Here is an 18,537-nt window from a genome sequence, read left to right as displayed (position 1 = left end):
GTGTCAGGCTGATTTAGGAACAAAAATCGATTTGGCCTGGGTGAACTCCATCAAGCCAGCAACGCCGTTTTCTACACCAATACCCGATTGCTTGTGCCCGCCCAATGGCACCGCAGGGGAAGACTCCAGGTTCTGATTGATCCATACGGTGCCAGTCTCCAGGCGCTTGGCGATTGCCAGGGCCTGGTCTACGTCATTGCTCCACACGGCGCCGGCCAAGCCGTATTCGCTGTTGTTGGCACGAGCGATGACATCGTCGATATCGCTGAAGCGCAGCAGCGGCAGCAGTGGACCGAACGCTTCCTCGGTGACGACTCGCGCGTCGTCCGGTGGATTGTCCACCAGCGTCAGTGGCATGAAGTAGCCTTGTTCGGGGACGGCGGCGCCCTCCAGCAGCACCAGACCGGCAGCTCTTGCCTCATCCCGCATCTGCAGCACTCGGCGGTATTGCGGCAGGTTCTGGATCGGACCGAACAGTGTGCCTGGCTGCATGCCGTCACCAATTGGCATGGTTAGGGCCAGTTCGTGCAGTTTGTCGCGTACTCGGTCATAGATGTCTTCGTGGATATACAGGCGTTTGCAGGCTACGCAGACCTGCCCGCTGTTGAAGAATGCGCCCATGAACAACTTCATCGCGATTGCATCGACATCCACGTCGGGCAGGACTATCGCTGCGTCGTTCCCACCCAGCTCCAGAGTGATGCGCTTCAGGTCTTTGGCGGCGGTTTCCATGATTCTGCGCCCGGTGGCGGTAGAACCGGTGAAGGAGATCTTGGCAAAACCTTTGTGGGCGGTCATCAGCGGGCCGAGGTGGTCACCGCCGCTGATGATATTCAGCACGCCAGCGGGAAAGATGTCATGGGTCAGTTCGCCTAGCCGCAGCGTGGTGAGTGGCGTGAACGGCGAGGGTTTGAGGACGATGGTATTGCCGGTGATCAGCGCATGGGAAATCTTCCAGGCCGCCAACAGGACGGGGAAATTCCACGGCACCAGCGCGCAGACCACGCCCAATGGTTCGTGATGGACTTCCACCCGGCGGGTTTCAGTTTCCTCGACGATTTCTGTCGGAATTTCCAGCTGGCCGATGCCGCGAATCCAGAAGGCCGCACCGAGAATTTCCTCCTTGGCCATTGCCAGCGGACGACCATGTTCCAGGGTGAACAGCGCGGCCAGTTCGTCGACGTGTTCCACCATACGTTTGGCGAAAGCGTTGAGCCGTTCGCGGCGCTGTGCATGGGAGGTTGCCTTCCAGATAGGAAAGGCTTTGCGCGCACAGGCGACGGCATGATCCAGCTCCAACTGGCCGGCGTCAGGGGCATGACCGATGACTTCAGTAGTTGCCGGGTTGATGACTTCCAGCAGGCGTTCAGTGGTGAGCGGCTCGGCGCCGATGGTCATTTGGGGGGCGAGGGACATGGAAGACTCCTTTTCTGGCTTTTGTTGTTGTGTGGGCTCGCCCCGACAAGGCGGAAAGCGGCTGTAACGGGGGGTCTATTTACCTAATGTAATTAGGTGAAAAGGTCTCGTCAATCGAAAAAAAACCTAAATTAAGGCTATTAATAGCTAAAAGAAGGAGGGGGTTTTCAAAGCCTAACTAATGCTGTTAGATTAATTTCATCGCTGCCCTTCCTGCCAAAAGGCGCAGCGAAAGCCAGAACAATAAAAGGGCCACGCCCCGCTGTTTCGAGGAGCTGCAGATGCTGAATCCAGCTACCACCGCGGTAATTATCGGGGTCGGTGAATACGTCGATCGTCCCCTTGAACTACAGCAGGCGCTTGAGCCGCTAGCGCTCATGCAAGAGGCTGCGGTCAAGGCCGAACAAGATGCCGGTACCCGCGTGCTGGCACAGGTCGAATCCGTGGAAGTCGTCGGTTTTGTCAGCTGGCGCTACGAAAATCCCGTCGCCACTTTATGCGAGCGTTTGGGCATTGCGCCCTCGCGTCAGGTCAACGCGTCCATGGGTGGCGAAACACCGGTGCGCCTGCTTCACGAGGCCGCCTTGCGCATTGCAAGCGGGCAGGGGCTGACCTCGCTGATCGTCGGGGGCGAGGCGATGAGTTCGCTGAATAAGGCACGTAAACAGAAGCTGCGCCTTGATTGGACGGCGATTGCGGATAAAGACCGGGCCTGCCGGTTCGCCAATGACTCGATTACGATTCGTCCGCTGGCGAAGGCTTTGGGAATTCGTGATCCTGCACAGATGTATCCGCTGTACGAAATGGCCTGGCAGGCACGCCAGGGCGTCACTCCCGCACAAGGGCGTGAACAATCAGCGCACTTGTGGGCCCGTTATGCGCAGGTCGCGACAGGTAACCCTAACGCGTGGTTGCGCGATGCTCCTTCGGCGGCGGCCATCGCCGAACATGGCGAAGAAAACCGCCTAATTTGCTGGCCTTACTCGAAGTGGATGATGGCCAACCCGAACGTCAATCAGGCATCGGCAATCCTGGTGACCAGCCTGGCTAAAGCGTTGGAACTGGGCGTGCCCGAAGATCAATTGATCTATATCTGGGGCGGTGCCAACGCCAGCGAGCCCGATGATTTTCTTGATCGCGCCGACTTCAGCCGCAGTGCAGCACAAGAGCGTGTTCTCGCGGCTGCCGTGGCAATTGCCGGAGGGCAAGCATCGGCATTCGACCTGATGGAGCTCTACAGTTGCTTCCCGATCGTGCCGAAAATGGCCTTGGCCAATCTGGGCATGAACCTTGATGCATCGCCCGAGCCTACAGTCGCAGGCGGGCTCAGTTTCTTCGGTGGCCCTTTGAACGAATACATGGGGCATGCCACGTGCAGCATGGTCCGGGCATTGCGCGCCCGCGTGCAAGGGTGTGGCCTGCTGTATGGGCAGGGCGGGTTTGTTACCAAGCACCAGACGCTGGTTCTGGGCCGTCAGCCATCGCAGCTATCGGCTCCGCCAGTGCTCGGCGAACCCTTGCCCGCCACGGCGCCCGATTTTGTGGACACCTACAGCGGGCCCGCGACGATCGAAACCTACACCGTGCTGTATGGCCGTGACGGTCAGCCCTATCAGGGCGTACTGGTCCTGCGCACGCCGGAGGGCGCGCGCACATTGGCGCGAGTCTGTGCAGACGACCCGCAAACGCTGAACCTGTTGGTGTCGCTGGAGTCCAGCGCGGTTGGCATCGACGGCGTTGTCAGCACCGATGTTTTCGGCAAGCCGACCTGGCGATTCGGGGATGCCGCTCGTCCGACCTACCGTTATGCCCAGGTGGAGCGACGCGGCCACGTGACTGTCGTGACCATTAACCGCCCCGAGCAAATGAACGCATTGCACCGGGATGCCAATGCCGAGTTCGCTCAGATATTCGACGATTTCGCCAACGACCCTGAGCAGTGGGTCGCGATCCTCACCGGCGCCGGAGAGCGTGCGTTCTGCGCGGGCAACGACTTGAAGTACACCGCCAATGTCATGGCGCAAGGTGGGCAGATCGAAGTACCGCTATCCGGTTTTGCCGGTCTGACCTCGCGTTTTGACCTGAACAAACCGGTTATCGCAGCCGTAAATGGCAGCGCCATGGGCGGCGGTTTCGAGATCGCCCTGGTATGTGACTTGATCATCGCTGCAGAACACGCGTCGTTTGCCTTGCCAGAGCCCAGGGTCGGTCTCGCCGCGCTGGCGGGTGGGCTGTTGCGCTTACCGCAGCAGATCGGCCTCAAGCAGGCGATGGGCATGATCCTCACTGGCCGAAGTGTGAAAGCACAAGAGGCGCAGACGTTAGGCCTGGTCAACCAGGTGGTGCCCGCGAGCGAGCTGATGGCTGCTGCGTTGCAATGGGCCGACCAGATTGTTGCATGCAGCCCGATGTCCATTCGGGCTTCCAAAGCGTTGGTGCGCAATGGTCTGGAGGATGGCGCGACAGAACAATCCTATGCCGCCCAGATGCGCTCACCGGCTGTTCGTGCACTGTTCCGCAGCGCGGATGTATTGGAAGGTCCGCGGGCATTCGCCGAGAAACGCGCGCCACGCTGGGCGCCGACTCAGCACGCCGGAGACAAAAAATGAACATTGCCTGGACCGCGCAAGATAATGCTTTTCGCCAAGAGGTCATTCAATTCTTCGAGCGCGAGTTGACCGATGAACTGCGTAATGCTGGTCGCTTCATGACCAGCGTCTACGGCGATCACGAGCTGTGCTTGCGCTGGCAGCGCAAGCTGCTCGCACAGGGCTGGCTGGCGCCTTCATGGCCGGTAGAGTCGGGTGGCTGCGACTGGAGTGTCGCCCAACATTACATCTTCGCTCAGGAAAAGGCTTATGCCGGGGCACCGCCGGTGTCACCCATGGGAATACAGATGTGCGCACCGGCGCTGATTGCGTTCGGCACGGCCGAGCAAAAAACCTTTTTTCTGCCACGTATGCTCAGCGGCGAACATTTTTGGTGTCAGGGTTATTCGGAACCAGGGGCTGGCTCAGATCTGGCGGCGTTGAATATGACTGCCGTGGACGAGGGCGACACATTCGTCTGCAATGGCAGCAAGCTCTGGAGTACCCACGCGCATGTCGCCAACTGGGTCTTCTGCCTGGTGCGTACGTCCCGTGAGGATCGCCCACAAAAGGGCATTACCTTTCTGCTGATCGAAATGGGCAGCCCCGGTATCGACGTACGCCCGATTGTTTCGCTCACCGGCGAACATATTCAGAACGAGATCATTTTCACCGATGTACGAGTCCCTAAAACCAATGCGGTCGGCAAGATCGGTGCGGGCTGGACGGTAGCCAAGTACCTGCTGGAGTTCGAACGCGGTGGCGCGGCCTACGCACCATTGATGCATGTCAGGCTGCGCGAACTGCGCCAGCTGGCGCTACAAGCACCGTCGGATCAGGGGGGCTGCCTGGCGGACGATCCCCTGTTCATGTCGCGGCTGGCCGACGTCGAATGCCAGGTCAATGCCCTTGAGCTTTACGAACTCGAAACGCTTTCCCGCCTCACCCGTGGCGAGTCGCCCGGTGCTTCGGCTTCAGTACTGAAAATCCTCGGCACCGAACTGCAGCAAGCCGTTACAGAACTGGGTCTTGATGCCGCCGGACATTATTCGACGGCATTTCAACCTCAGGCAGGACATCCCGGCGGACCGGTGCTGCGAGCTCATCGCAGCGACGCCTTTTCAGGCGGACGCGCCGCGGCCCTTGCACCCTTGCGCTACTTCAATGAGCGCGCCGGGACCATCTATGCCGGCTCCAACGAGATTCAGCGAAACATCCTGGCGAAGACCGTATTGGGACTTTGAACCAGTGACTGATAACAAGAATAAGGAGTGACGCACAGTGAAAGGTATAGGCGCCGATGGCGAGTACTGGGTAGCGCTTGCCCAAGGCAAATTGAAAATGCAGCGATGCGCAGGCTGCAGCCAGTGGCACTGGCCGGCAGTGTGGCGCTGCGGTGAGTGCGGCAGTTGGGACCAGCAATGGCATGAAGTTGAGCCGCAGGGCCGGATCTACAGCTGGACTCGCTCCTGGTACGATTTCGGCGGACCACGCGATCTGCCAATGCCCTACATCAGTGTCGTGGTCGAACTCGATGACGTGGAAGGCAAGCGGCTGTTGGGCACCCTGGATAGCTCCAGTGTGGAGCCGTTCATTGGCATGCCAGTGACAGGCCGCACGCACCACTCCGAATTCGAAGGCGAAGCGTTGCTGTCGATACGCTGGATCCCGCTCGAAACGCCTCGAACAGCCACGGTAGAGGGCGTCTGACATGTCCAGTGCAAACTTTCGCAATGCGGTCTCGGTCGCGGGCGTTGGCCTGCGTCAATACAAGCGAGGCAAGGCGCCTCTGCCAGAACAGGGCGTATTGATCGGAGCGATTATCGATGCCTGTGAGGACGCGGGATTCGCCCCCGCGTTGATCGACGGTTTTGTCTCCTACGGTGACGATAACAATGAGCCGGTGCGGCTGATGTCGGACCTGGGTACGCAAGAGCTGCGCCTCAACGCACAAATGTGGGGTGGCGGTGGCGGCGGTATCGCTGGCGCGTTCGGTCTGGCGGCCTCTGCCATTGCGACTGGGCAGGCAACCGCAGTGGTGGTGTTTCGTGCACTGGTGCAGGACAACAGCGGGCGCCTGTCTGCTGCGGTGATGCGCCACCACCTCAACGACCACTTGATCGGTGCCGGCCTGTTGTCGCCAGCGCAGATCTGCGCGTTGCGTGCGCGACGCCTGTATGAGTTCCACGGTGTGCGGCCTTCGGTGGCAGAGGAGCTGGTCCGCGCCTCCTATTACCACGGCTCTCGCAACCCGGATGCCACGGCCTACGGGCAGCCGCTGGATCTGCAGGCTTACCGCGAAGGCCGCTGGATTGCCGAACCCTTTCGCCTGTTCGATTGTTCCCGCGAAAACGATGGTGCTGGTGCGTTGCTACTGGTCTCCACCGAGCGCGCACGCGACTTGCGCAAGCCGCCGGTACGTTTGCTGGGGGTTGCCAACGGCACTGCCAAAGGCTGGGGTGACTTGTGCGAGAACGATCAGGATTACGCCTCGGCGGGATTTAAACCGATCGCCAGGCGACTGTGGGAGCAGACCGGAATCACTCCGGCGGATGTCGACGTGGTTCAGCTTTATGAAAACTTCAGTGCCCAAGGCGTGGCGTCGTTGATCGACCATGGCTTTTGCAACTATGAAAATGCCGCCGAATTTATCCGTTTCGACAACTTGATCGCTCCCGGCGGCGGGTTGCCCGTGAACACCGCGGGCGGCAACTTTGCTCACGGTTTCGTCCATGGCATTGGCATGGCTGTAGAAGCGGTGCGCGTGCTGCGTGGCGAGTCGGCCAACCCGGTGGCGGACGCCAAGATCTGCCTGATGACGGGTGGGCCGGGTGCTCCGACCGTCAGTTCTGCTTTGTTCAGCCGCGACGATCTTTAACGTCGGCTTTGCCGAAGAGGAAACTGTTATGTCGAACCCTTCTCACTGCATCATCGTCGGCGGCAGCCACGCCGGCGCCCAGGCCGCGGCGAGTCTGCGCCAGGAAGGCTTTGCTGGAGCGATTACGATAATCTCCAGCGAGCGGACTTTGCCTTATCACCGGCCACCGTTGTCCAAGGCGTCGCTGTGTGTCGGCGCCTGCGATCAAGACTTGTTCATTCGGCCGTCCGAATTCTATGCCAAGCAGGCCATTGAAGTGCGAACGGCCACGCGGGTCACCGCGATCGATGCACAACGGCGCAGCGTGCAATGTGACAATGGCGAGCAATTGTTTTACAGCCACTTGATCCTGGCCACGGGGGCGGACGTGAGACGCCTGATCCTGCCTGGCGCAGAGCTCCCTGCGGTGTGTTACCTGCGAGACCGCGAAGACGTACTGAAAATACGCACATTCATTCGTCCCGGCGGTCATGCGGTGATTATCGGTGGTGGCTACATCGGTCTGGAGACAGCCGCTTCGTTGCGCAAGCAGGGGATGTACGTCACCGTAATCGAGGCCCAGTCACGGATACTCCAGCGGGTTACTGCGGCCGAAGTCTCGGCGTTTTACATGCGGGTGCACCGTGAAGAGGGTGTCGAGTTCTTACTGGACGCTAGTATCGAGTGCCTCAACGCCGAGGGCGAGCAGACCGCCGTGCAATTGGCAGATGGACAGCGTCTGCTGGCAGACCTGATCGTGGTCGGCATCGGCGTGTTGCCCAATGTTGAGCTGGCGCGCCAGTTGGGCCTGGATTGCCCGAATGGTATCGCGGTGGATGAGCACGCCCGCACCGCCTGCGAGAATGTCTACGCCGTGGGCGACTGCACCTATCATCACAACCCAATCTACAACACCTCACTGCGCCTGGAGTCGGTGCAGAACGCAACAGACCAGGCCCGTGTCGCCGCGCAAGACATTTGCGGCAAGCCGACTGCCTACAAGGTGCTGCCATGGTTCTGGTCTGATCAGTACGACCTCAAGCTGCAGATCGCCGGGCTCTCCAACGGCTACGACCGTGTCGTGCTGCGGGGTGACAGTCTTCAGGGACGCAGTTTCTCTGCCTTCTATTTTTGCGGTGCGCGATTGCTGGCGGTGGATGCGATCAATCGCCCCAAAGAATTCACCTTTACCAAGCGCTTCCTGGCCGAGGGTCGCAGTGCCGATCCGAGCCTGTTGGCCGACGAATCGATTGATATCCAGAACTGTTTTACCCAAGAGGCCAGTTCATGCCACTGATTACTTTCGTCGCCCACGACGGTTCGTCCTATGAAGTACAAGCGGCAGCGGGCAGCAGTCTGATGCAAGTGGCACTGGCCAATGGCATCGACGGCATCCTAGGTGAATGCGGCGGCTCGTGCAGTTGCGCAACTTGCCATTGTTACCTGGCTGAAGCGGACTATGGCCGAGTGTCGGCGCCCGGTCGCACAGAAAGAGAGATGCTCGAATGCGTCTCCGAGCCGCAGGCTACCAGCCGCCTGGGCTGCCAGGTGATAGTCACTGGCGACATGGAAGGCATGGTCGTGCACATGCCGGCTTCGCAATACTGAGCCCTATGACAACAATGATTCAGGAGATCGCGAGCATGATGCCACGGGTCATTTTTGACACTGAGCATGAGCAGTTCCGAGACAGCGTACGCCGCTACATCCAGGGCGAAGTAGGTCCTCGTGCCGAAGGTTGGCGAAAGGCCGGGCAGGTGGACAAACAAGCCTGGCGCGGACTGGGCGAACAGGGCTATTTGCTGATGTGGGCACCGGAAGAATACGGCGGCCTGGGCATCGAGGATTTTCGTTACGACCAGATCCTGTATGAGGAGAACGTGCGCTACGGCGAGGTGGGTTTCTACATGCAGCTGCACTCGCGCCTGGTGGCGCCCTACATCGGTCATTTCGGCAGCGCAGAGCAAAAGGCTCGTTTCTTGCCTGACTGCATCAGCGGGGAAACCGTACTTGCCGTGGCCATGACCGAGCCCGGTGCCGGCTCTGACCTGGCGGGGATGAAAATGCGCGCTGAGGACAAGGGCGATCATTGGCTACTGAACGGCTCCAAGACCTATATCTCCAATGGTTTGACTGCTGACCTGATCCTGGTAGCTGCCCGTACCGTACCGGACGCCCGCTATGGCATTGGTCTGTTCCTGGTGGAGGCCGACATGCCGGGCTTCAGTCGTGGGCAGAAACTGCACAAGATGGGGCTGGACGCCCAGGACACCGCGGAGCTGTTTTTCCAGGATGTGAAAGTGCCCAAGGCCAATGTGCTGGGCGACCCGACACAGGGATTCACCTACATGATGCAGGGCCTGGCCGAGGAGCGCCTGACCGGCTCGGTGATGTCAATGGCGAGTGCGCAAACTGCGTTCGATCTGACACTGGAATACATTCGGGAACGCCGTGCCTTTGGTGTGACAGTCGGCAGCTTCCAGAACTCGCGGTTCAAAATGGCTGACATGCGTTCGCAACTCGATGCGGTCCAGACGTTTCTTGACCAATGCGTGCTGCTGCACAACAAAAAGCAACTGAGCAGTGAAGTGGCGGCGCAGATCAAATTGCTCACCACCGAGCTGGAAGGCAAGGTCATAGACGAATGCCTGCAGCTGTTTGGGGGGGCCGGCTATATGGAGGAATACCGCATCTGCCGCATGTATCGGGATGCGCGCATCACCCGGATCTTTGCCGGCACCAGTGAGATCATGAAGGAAATTGTCGGGCGAAAATTGGGCTTGGATGATCGCAAACGCTGATCGGGCTGGCAGGTGTCGGCGGTACTGCAAGTGGCGCCGCCGATATCAAGCACTTTTCACAGCAGTTTCATATGCCGTGCCAGTGATACCGCCTCGGTGCGGCTATGGGCGCCGAGCTTGGCGCTGATATTGCGCAAGTGCGTACGCACGGTGGTTTCCGAAACGAACAGCTTGTTGGCAATCTCGGTGTTGCGCAGGCCCGTTTCCAGGAGCGCCAACACTTCGACCTCTCGGGGCGACAAGATCACATCCTCTTGGGATTGTCGTGTTTCGCAGGCCAGGGCATGGCCCAATTGAGCCATGAAGGACTCCAGGAGCGAGTCATGACCACTGTCGTTTCGCAGCAACGCGCGGTTGGTCTCGCACCAGCGCAATGCCATGCGACAGATGTCCGCCCCTTCATCCAGAAACAGTCGACTGTAGCCTTGATCGATGGCATGACGCAGGGGCGCGGCGATCAGAGCCATGGCGCGGTCGTCGTTTGAATCGAGGGTGAGATGGGCGCGAACCAGCAAAAGCTGCAGCTCCAGGCTGCGACGAATACGCCCACAGCGCTTTGCCTCTTCGATAGCGCTGTGCAACTGATCGAGGGTGCCGGGCGCTACCCGACCTTGCACGGCCAGGCGCAGTTGCAGCAGCGGCGCCCAGTCTGATTCATGCTGGTAAACCACCAATAGCCCGGAATCCTTATGGCCAGAATGCACGGTGGCGCGGCGGTAGGCATAGTGGGCACCAGCAATATCGCCTTGTTTCCAGGCCATCCAGGCACGCCCGAGCCAGGCGCTGGCGCTCAAGCGCGGAATATCATGCACGCAGCTCAGTGCATCGAGTTCGTCGAGGTATTCGTTCGCCAGCGCCGGTTCCTGATTGAGGGCGTGGATTCGCGCCATCAATAAGTGGGCATAGATCAGTTGATCAGGCGTACCGTTGTCGGTAATCAACGGCATGATCTCCGTCAGCAGGCTCTGGCAACGCGTCAATTCGTTGCGTTCGTAGAGCGCGATGGCCAGGGTTACGTCGTTCAGACTGCGACTGCGATAGCGAAAGAGTGGTTGGGTAGTGGAGGGCAGATCGTACTCTGAAGTCAGTTGGCCGAGGGCCGTGCTCAAGCGCCCTTGGATCAAGTCAATGGATGCGCTGAAGCCATTGGCCATGGCCTGGGTGAAGTTGCCTTTGTGTTCCAGGGGCAGGGCCAGGGATTGTGCCAATGCATTACGCGCACCGGTAAAATCGTTCTCGGCGATCAGCCCGTAGATGATGATATGCAACATCACCTGTTGGCGTAGCGGGTGAGGGTCGGCAACAATTTCGGGTGACTGCTTGAGCAGCGCCAGACTTTGGTGAGTGCGGTCCACCATGGCCAGGCTCACCGCGCGGATGGCCTGAATTTCGCGGCACTGTTCTACCGGCAGGTCGTCTTCTTGGGCCAGCGCACCCAGATGACTCTGGGTCTCGGTGTGGCGACGACTCAAACCGAGTGCCCAACTCAACGTGATCGTCAGCGCACGGTGGCTTTTGATGCTCTGCGGGGAAAGCTGATCAAGCCAGCGAAGGAGTAAACGAGCGCGTCCTTTGGCCAACAGGTCAGGTGAAATCTGTTCGATCAAGCGTATGGCTGCTTCATGGCAGTCGGCCAACAGGAAGTGGTTGACTGCTGGAATCGGCCGACCGTGCAACACATACCATTGCGCTGCACGGCGCTGAATGTGGCGGCGACGATCAGCGCTGATGCCGCTTTGCAGCAGATCGGCGAAAAGGCTGTGATAGCGATACAAATCGCGCTCGGGATCGCGCCGACTGATGAATAGCTGATGGCGTTCCAGGTATTCGATGTGTTCTCGGCTGTCTTGGCGGCCCAAGGCGTGATCGCACACCGCCGCGTCAAACTCACCCAGGACACTGGAGTCTTCGAGAAACTGACGCACTTCGCTCGATAAGCCATCGAGTACCTGTCGGGAAATCAGACTGCCCATGGACGCACCACCGACTCCGATACGTCGAGCCAGTTCCTGATCCGAAACCGGGCCATCCAGTGTGCCGCTGAACAAGCCGATAAACGCCGCCCAGCCACCACTCTTGCGATGCAACATTGCCAGTTGATGATCGTTCAAGCTCTGTCCGCTACGCTCAATCAGCAAGCGCTGGACTTCGTCATGGCTGAAGCTCAACTGGTGCGCGGTGAACTCTAGTATCGCGCCTTTGGCACGCAGCCGAGGAACGCCGACGCCAGGAATGCTGCGCGACCCAATGAAGATTTCACTGTCACTGGTAACGCGTTTTAGCAGTTCGCGCACAAAGCTCAAGACACCTTCATTGGTTATGGTTTCGAACTCATCAAGGAACAGGCAAAAGGGCGCTTTGAGCAGCACGCCCTCCAGGCGCTCAAACGCATTGTGAGTAGGGTCATCCCCCGGTGTCTTTTCAAACGTCAGTTCCAGACGACGGGCGAAGTAGTTGATGTCGTTGTCGGGCTCGGTCAGCGTCAGCCAGTGGCACGTGCGGTGCGCCGAGCGGGCGACGAAAAATTGCCGCAGCAAGGTCGTCTTGCCGTAACCCATGGGGGCGTGAACCAGGGTCAGGGCGTGGGATCGGGCCTGATTGAAACGCTCAAGCAAACGCACGCGCGGAATCGCCTTGACCTCATCCGAGATCCGTTGGCGTGTTCTAGTCGCAGGCGCATCCACCGTCAACAAGCGGATGGCAGAGGTATTATTATGCATTGTCCCCCCTAGCCGGCACGTATCTGATCGCCCGCCCGGCTGCCGCCCGTGCCAGCGGCGGTGCGGGACAGAGGGTCAGTTCATGTATTTTTCAAGGGTTTCGTACTGCATGAGAATGCAGTGCTCCAGGCCTGAATAGACCACGTCGATATCGTCCAGCACCCCGGTTTTCAAACCCTTGAAGCAATACTCGGCGGCAACGAAATCCTCGTTGCCGAATACGCCGAGTACGGTTTCGTAGGAGGTTTTGTAGAGCGCCTCGGATTTTGGGTTGTCGGCTTTGTTCAGCGTCAGCATGTGGTACATCACTCGGGTTTTTCCGGCGGCCAGCGGGATGACGATCATCAAGCTCATGTAATACGGGCTGGTAATGACCACGGTGTTGGGGAACAACAGGTACGCATGAGTAATGGTCTTGTGGATGTTCTTCTCGTTCTCGAGCCCTTCGGGAGCGAACTCCAGCTTGCCCGAGACCTGACGGATATGGTCGCCTAGCCGGGTGACGACGGTGGGTACGTCAGCAAACAGCGGGCCGACTGACTTGGCGTGCAGACGCTGTACGTGATAGCCCTCGAGGAACGGTTCTATGACTTGTTTCCAGTTGGAATCGAGGTCGAACTGTTTATGACCGTAGAGGTGCTGGCGATCCAGCTCAAGCGCAGTCAAGTCAGAGAGGATGTCGTCGCTCAACAGGCTGAAGTCCGGTTCTGCGTTGCGGTCCAGAATCGCCCAAACGATGCCGCCGGCTTCTTTGCAAGGCAGCTCAACCAGATTGCGTTTCTGCTTGTCGAGGCAATCGAACGTTTCCCCCCGCGCAACGCCGGCCAGGCTACCGTCCAGACGCCAGGACCAGGCATGGTAGGGGCAGGTGATTCGCGCACCCTTATGGGCTTCGCAGTTGGTCACCAAGGTCGAACCTTTATGCATGCAGGCGTTGAGAAAAACGTGGGCGGCGCCCTGCTGATCGCGAGACACGATCAACGCGATACCGTAGGCATCATGGGCCAGCATGCTGCCAGGCTCAGCGAGCGTCGCTGATGGAGTGATGGCAACCGGGAGCCGGCGAAACAGGCGTGTCTGCTCTTGTTGGAAGACGTCTTCGTCAAGAAACATTGACACCGGGCGCGTAGCGCGGATCGCGTGGTAGACAGCTTCGTCATGGGCCGGGATGGCGCGGATCGCCTCGACCTGGCTTTCGCTCAGGTCGCTCAAACGCTGGTAGCGAATTGGAGTTTCGGTGCTCATCGCGTGGTCCTTCTGCTTGTTGTTATGGTCGCTTGAGAAGTTAACTAACGCTGTTAGGTTATTGCTCGTTCGCTGACTTTGCAAGATACCGCTGAGCGGCTGATGAAAATCACAACGTTGGGTTTGGTTCGCGATGGCGGAATCGTCGGAAGCGACGACGGCGCGGAAAGAGCGTGGCGCTAGCATGTGAAGCGTTCGCTCCCAGCCGGGAGCACATTGACGTATTGAATCGGAGTCGCCCTGTGACCGACGCATACATTTACGACCACATCCGAACGCCCCGTGGCAGGGGGCGCCTGGACGGAGCACTGGCTCAAATCACCCCAGTCCAATTGGCCGCGCAAACCCTGATCGCACTGCGTGAGCGCAATCGCCTGGACACCACTGAAGTGGGCGATGTCATCCTTGGTTGTGTCGCGCCCATCGGCGAGCAAGGGGCCAACCTGGGACGTCTTGCCGCCATCGTCGCCGACTACGACCAGGCGGTGCCGGGTCAGCAGATCAACCGCTTTTGTGCCTCGGCACTGGAGTCGGTCAACCTCGCCGCCGCCGTGGTCGCCATGGGGCAAGCCGATGCGATTGTGGCTGGTGGTGTGGAGTCGATGTCCCGCACGCCGATGGGAGGGGATGGCGGCCCTTGGTATGCCGACCCACAAACCAACTGGAAGTCCTACTACACACCGCAAGGGATCGGCGCCGACCTGATCGCGACCCTCGATGGCTACAGCCGTCAGGACGTTGACAGCTTCGCTGTGGAGAGTCAGCGCCGGGCCGCACACGCATGGGAACAGGGCTACTTCGCTCGCTCGGTGGTGCCGGTGCGCGATGTGATCGGTGAAGTGCTGCTCAGGCAAGACGAGCACATGCGTCCCGGCACGCGACTTGAAGATCTGGCCAAGTTGAAGGCGGCGTTCACTGCAATGGGCGAGTCAGGCTATGACGCTCTGGCGCTGCAGCGTTATCCCGAGGTGGAACGCATTGCGCATGTCCATACCGGTGGCAACTCTTCAGGCATTGTTGACGGCGCCAGTGCGGTATTGATTGGCAGTCGCGGCTTCGGCCAGCGCAGCGGCCTCGTTCCGAGAGGACGCATTCTCGGCTTCCAGTCCATTGGCAGCGAACCGACCATAATGCTGACCGGCCCCGCGCCGTGCAGTGCGAAATTACTGCAGCGCCTGGGCCTCGGTTTTGACGATATCGACCTGTTCGAAGTCAATGAAGCCTTCGCTTCTGTGGTGATGCGCTTCATGCAGGATACCGGCGTCGAGCATGGGCGAATCAACGTCAATGGCGGCTCCATCGCGATGGGCCATCCCCTTGGCGCCACTGGCGCCATGCTGGTCGGCACGGCACTGGATGAACTGGAGCGGCGCGGCGGCAAGCGTGCGCTGATCACATTGTGTGCGGCGGCTGGCATGGCTACGGCAACCGTCATCGAGCGAATTTGAGGGCAGGAGTGAATTACCCATGGAAACCATCGAGTACAGAGTCGAAGACGGCGTCGCGCTGATCGGTATCAACGTGCCGGGTCGTAGCCTGAACATCCTCACCCCGCAGTTGCAACGCGAGTTGGTTGCGCTGTTCACTCAGTTGGCCGGCGATGACGTGGTCAAAGGTGTGGTGATCCATTCGGCCAAAACACGCGGATTTATCGCTGGCGCCGACCTGATGGCACTGGTCGAAGCGTTCGAACGAGGCACCAGTAAAGTCGAGGCGCGTGACCAAAGTGCGTACTTGCAGAATCTGACGCGACGTATCGAAACACTGGGCAAGCCTGTTGCTACAGCCATCGGCGGACTGGCCTTGGGTGGTGGTCTGGAACTGGCGTTGGGCACGCACTATCGGGTGCTGAGCAATGCTCCCGATGCGCTGATCGGTCTACCTGAAGTGACTGTTGGTCTACTGCCTGGTGGTGGTGGTACTCAGCGTCTGGCGCGGTTGATCGGTGTCGCGCAAGCACTGCCAATGTTACTTGATGGCAAGCCAGTCGGGCCGGAGCAAGCGCTCAAACTCGGTATTGTCGATGAGTTGGCTTCCCCCGAAGAAGTAGTTTCCCGTGCGAAAGCCTGGGTACTGGTCAATCCGGATGCTTGTCAGCCCTGGGATCGCAAAGGCTGGAAATCACGCGATCTCGCGACGCTGGCGTATCCCCATGGACCATTGACCGCAAAGATCCTTCAGGCGCATGTGGCGTCACGCGGCAACTACCCGGCACCGTTGGCGATTCTGTCCTGTGTCAGTGAGGGTATGGTCGTCGATATCGACACGGGGCTGTGCATTGAGCGCAATTATTTCGCGCAATTGCTGACCAACCCGGTGTCGCGCAATTTGATTCGTACCCAATTCATCAACAAGTCGGCGGCCGAGAAATTGGTGCGGCGCCCGGCAAGTTTCGATAGCCGCCAATTCAGCCGTATTGGCGTGTTGGGTGCTGGGCAGATGGGTGCTGGTATTGCGCGTGTCGCCGCATTGGCGGGCATGGACGTGGTGCTATTGGATACGTCCCTGGAGCAGGCCCGGGCCGCTCACACCCGGTTGGCCGGAGATCTTGCTCGTCAGATTGAGCGCGGCCAACTGGCTCAGAGTAAAGCTGATGAAGCATTGGCGCGCATTCGGCCAACCGCCGATTATGCGGAACTGGCGAATGTCGAGTGGGTTATCGAAGCCGTGTTCGAGGACTTGGCTGTCAAGGCGGATGTCACGGCCAAGGCCGTCGCGGCGATGCCAGCCGGTGCCTTGTTTGCCAGCAATACCTCGACGCTGCCGATTGCTCGTTTGGCAAAAGGTTTTCCTCGTCCCGATACATTTATTGGCCTGCATTTTTTCTCGCCGGTCGAGCGCATGCCTCTGGTCGAGATCATTCGCGCAGAGGCCACCAGCAATGCAACGCTGGCCGCCGCAATGGATCTTGTCGGGCAGTTGCGCAAGACCCCGATTGTGGTTCACGACAGCCCTGGATTCTTCACCAGCCGTGTGTTCGGCAGCTTTGTCGACGAAGGCTTCATGATGCTCAAGGAAGGTGTGGCGCCAGCCCTGATTGAACAGGCGGCGCGTCAGGCAGGTATGCCAGTCGGTCCGCTTGCGGTTGCGGACGAGGTGTCACTGACGCTGCAGTTGAACGTCAACCGGCAAGCCATCGAACTGGGGCTGGACGAGCGTTTCCAGCGCGGCGCGGCCATCGACCTGGTGAAAACCATGGTGCATGAGTTCGGGCGTTCCGGCCGTCGGTCAGGCCGGGGGTTCTACGAGTATCCCGAGGGTGGGCCTAAGTATCTGTGGCCGGAACTTTCCCGGCATTATCCGGTGGCCGTGCAACAGCCCGCCCTGGAAGCATTGCGCTTGCGTTTCCTGACGATCCAGGCGCTTGAATCGGCCCGGTGTATGGAAGAGGGCGTGGTCACCGATGCGGCCGATGCCGATCTTGGCTCGACGCTGGGGGTAGGTTTCCCGAGCTGGACGGGTGGTGTGCTGTCATACATTGATACCCTCGGGGCTGCTGCTTTCGTCGCCAACTGCGAGCACTTTGCCGAGCTCTGTGGTGAGCGTTATCGCCCATCAGCCTGGCTGCGCAATCGTGCGGCCGAGCAACAGACCTTTCACCCGGGTCTGGCCCGGAGCCCGAATTGAAACGCGAGCAGGCGCCAGGTGTTTGTTTCGAGTCGTCACGACGCGATACATTCGGCTCATCAAATGACTTGCTGATGCGAACCTGCGTGGTGGGGGCGGGAGTTATGGGGACTGGCATCGCCTACACCTGTGCCGCGCATGGCCTGCCGGTGCGGGTCAAGGATGTGCGCCCCGCGGCATTGCAGCAGTCGATGCGCGAAGTTGAGCGGCTGCTGGCACGCTACACCGATAGCGAGCGAGCCAACAGCATCCGCAGCGCGATTCACACACAGCTGGACTACCAAGGTTTTGAACACGCCAATGTAGTGATAGAGGCGGTGGTGGATAACCTAGGGCTGAAAAACAAGGTGCTCGGCGAAATCGAAGGTTTGCTTGCCGAAGACGCGGTGTTGCTGAGCAACACTTCTTCGTTGCGCATCGATGATCTGGCTACTGCGCTGCAGCGTCCGGAAAATTTTGCCGGTATGCATTTCTTCAACCCGGCGCCAGCGATGCCCCTTGTCGAAGTCATCCGGGGCCGGTCGAGCAGTGATTACGCTGTACAGACGGCAGTCAACCAGGCGCTAGCGATGGGCAAGACCCCCATCGTGGTGCGCGATGGTCCCGGTTTTTTGGTTAATCGCATCCTGATGGCTTACATCCATGCTTTCTTGCGCTTGCTTGCCGATGGCGTGGACTACGAACGCATCGACCGGGTCGCAGAGGCGTTTGGTTGGCCAATGGGACCGGCCTATCTGGAAGACGTGGTGGGGTTGGATATCGGGACTTCGTCCTGCGACCTTATATTCGCCAGCTATCCGGAACGGATGCCACCTATCGAGCGCAACGCTTTTCGTGTGCTCCTTGCTGCCGGCATTTATGGTCAAAAGCGCGGCGCGGGTTTCTATCTGCATCCGCTTGAACATCACTCGCGCGCAGCACGCAAAAGCAATCCGCTCGCCCGGCAGTTGTTGCGCGAACAGCTGTCGGGCACTGCTCGGCAATTGCACGACACGCAGATCATCGATCGGTTGATGCTGCCAATGATCGTGGAGTCTGTGCATGCCTTGCAGGAGTCCGTGGTGGACAGCGCTGCCGAACTTGACCGCGCACTGGCGCTAGGCATCGGCTTCCCACCACGGCACGCAGGCATCCTGCGCTACGCCGATGATTTGGGCCTGCGGGAAGTACAGGCACGCTGTGAGCGTTACATGGGCCTGGGCGAAGCCTACAGGCCGCCGCCGATGCTGGTGGACCTTGCGTCAGGCAATGGCCGTTTCTATCCCAGGGACGATGTCCATTAG

General features: G+C 59.5%; 13 protein-coding genes. 10 read left to right on the top strand and 3 right to left on the bottom strand.

What is annotated here, in order from left to right:
• Nucleotides 1-3 precede the first annotated feature (3 nt).
• Nucleotides 4-1,416: an aldehyde dehydrogenase family protein gene (locus tag BLQ55_RS12770; protein ID WP_092254140.1), complete on the bottom strand. Its 1,413-nt coding sequence runs from the start codon at nt 1,414-1,416 to the stop codon at nt 4-6.
• Between the two features lie 281 nt (nt 1,417-1,697).
• Here BLQ55_RS12770 and BLQ55_RS12765 point away from each other — a divergent pair, with 281 nt between their 5' ends.
• The 7 genes from BLQ55_RS12765 to BLQ55_RS12735 are packed head-to-tail and all read left to right on the top strand — an operon-like array spanning nt 1,698 to nt 9,662.
• The gene (locus tag BLQ55_RS12765; protein WP_092254138.1) at nt 1,698-4,025 is read left to right on the top strand and encodes an enoyl-CoA hydratase-related protein; all 2,328 of its coding nucleotides are present in this window, start codon (nt 1,698-1,700) and stop codon (nt 4,023-4,025) included.
• A complete protein-coding gene (locus tag BLQ55_RS12760) occupies nt 4,022-5,248 on the top strand; it encodes an acyl-CoA dehydrogenase family protein (protein ID WP_092254136.1) in 1,227 nt (408 codons plus the stop codon). Before BLQ55_RS12765 ends, BLQ55_RS12760 begins: the two co-directional genes overlap by 4 nt.
• A 37-nt stretch (nt 5,249-5,285) precedes the next feature.
• The gene (locus tag BLQ55_RS12755) at nt 5,286-5,714 is read left to right on the top strand and encodes a Zn-ribbon domain-containing OB-fold protein (RefSeq protein ID WP_092254135.1); all 429 of its coding nucleotides are present in this window, start codon (nt 5,286-5,288) and stop codon (nt 5,712-5,714) included.
• A 1-nt stretch (nt 5,715) separates the two neighbouring features.
• Complete coding sequence (locus BLQ55_RS12750) at nt 5,716-6,882, top strand: thiolase C-terminal domain-containing protein (RefSeq protein ID WP_092254133.1); 1,167 nt, start codon at nt 5,716-5,718, stop codon at nt 6,880-6,882.
• 28 nt (nt 6,883-6,910) lie between these two features.
• Entirely contained in the window at nt 6,911-8,158 is a 1,248-nt protein-coding gene (locus BLQ55_RS12745; protein ID WP_092254131.1) for an NAD(P)/FAD-dependent oxidoreductase, read from the top strand.
• Nucleotides 8,149-8,469 carry a 2Fe-2S iron-sulfur cluster-binding protein gene (locus BLQ55_RS12740; RefSeq protein ID WP_092254129.1) on the top strand — a complete coding sequence of 107 codons (321 nt, stop codon included), beginning with the start codon at nt 8,149-8,151 and terminating at the stop codon, nt 8,467-8,469. Before BLQ55_RS12745 ends, BLQ55_RS12740 begins: the two co-directional genes overlap by 10 nt.
• Before the next feature lie 35 nt (nt 8,470-8,504).
• Nucleotides 8,505-9,662 carry an acyl-CoA dehydrogenase family protein gene (locus tag BLQ55_RS12735; RefSeq protein ID WP_256326569.1) on the top strand — a complete coding sequence of 386 codons (1,158 nt, stop codon included), beginning with the start codon at nt 8,505-8,507 and terminating at the stop codon, nt 9,660-9,662.
• A 56-nt stretch (nt 9,663-9,718) separates the two neighbouring features.
• Here BLQ55_RS12735 and BLQ55_RS32695 read toward each other — a convergent pair whose 3' ends face one another.
• Together BLQ55_RS32695 and BLQ55_RS12725 are read right to left on the bottom strand one after the other, a co-directional pair.
• Nucleotides 9,719-12,382, bottom strand: coding sequence for a winged helix-turn-helix domain-containing protein (locus BLQ55_RS32695; protein ID WP_092254127.1), 2,664 nt, complete (start codon nt 12,380-12,382; stop codon nt 9,719-9,721).
• Nucleotides 12,383-12,457: 75 nt separating this feature from the next.
• Nucleotides 12,458-13,627: an aromatic ring-hydroxylating oxygenase subunit alpha gene (locus BLQ55_RS12725; protein ID WP_092254125.1), complete on the bottom strand. Its 1,170-nt coding sequence runs from the start codon at nt 13,625-13,627 to the stop codon at nt 12,458-12,460.
• A gap of 242 nt (nt 13,628-13,869) precedes the next feature.
• Here BLQ55_RS12725 and BLQ55_RS12720 point away from each other — a divergent pair, with 242 nt between their 5' ends.
• Genes BLQ55_RS12720 through BLQ55_RS12710 form a run of 3 tightly spaced genes read left to right on the top strand, consistent with a single transcriptional unit; the run spans nt 13,870 to nt 18,537 of the window.
• Nucleotides 13,870-15,075, top strand: coding sequence for an acetyl-CoA C-acetyltransferase (locus BLQ55_RS12720; protein ID WP_092254124.1), 1,206 nt, complete (start codon nt 13,870-13,872; stop codon nt 15,073-15,075).
• Nucleotides 15,076-15,094: 19 nt separating this feature from the next.
• Complete coding sequence (locus BLQ55_RS12715) at nt 15,095-17,254, top strand: 3-hydroxyacyl-CoA dehydrogenase NAD-binding domain-containing protein (protein ID WP_092254122.1); 2,160 nt, start codon at nt 15,095-15,097, stop codon at nt 17,252-17,254.
• A complete protein-coding gene (locus tag BLQ55_RS12710) occupies nt 17,251-18,537 on the top strand; it encodes a 3-hydroxyacyl-CoA dehydrogenase NAD-binding domain-containing protein (protein ID WP_143011725.1) in 1,287 nt (428 codons plus the stop codon). Before BLQ55_RS12715 ends, BLQ55_RS12710 begins: the two co-directional genes overlap by 4 nt.

The organism is Pseudomonas sp. NFACC13-1 (genome assembly GCF_900104425.1).
In the GTDB taxonomy this organism is placed as follows: Bacteria; Pseudomonadota; Gammaproteobacteria; order Pseudomonadales; family Pseudomonadaceae; genus Aquipseudomonas; species Aquipseudomonas fluorescens_AA.
Note: the sequence above shows the minus strand (reverse complement) of the source record. Positions and strands in the feature narration are given on the sequence as shown.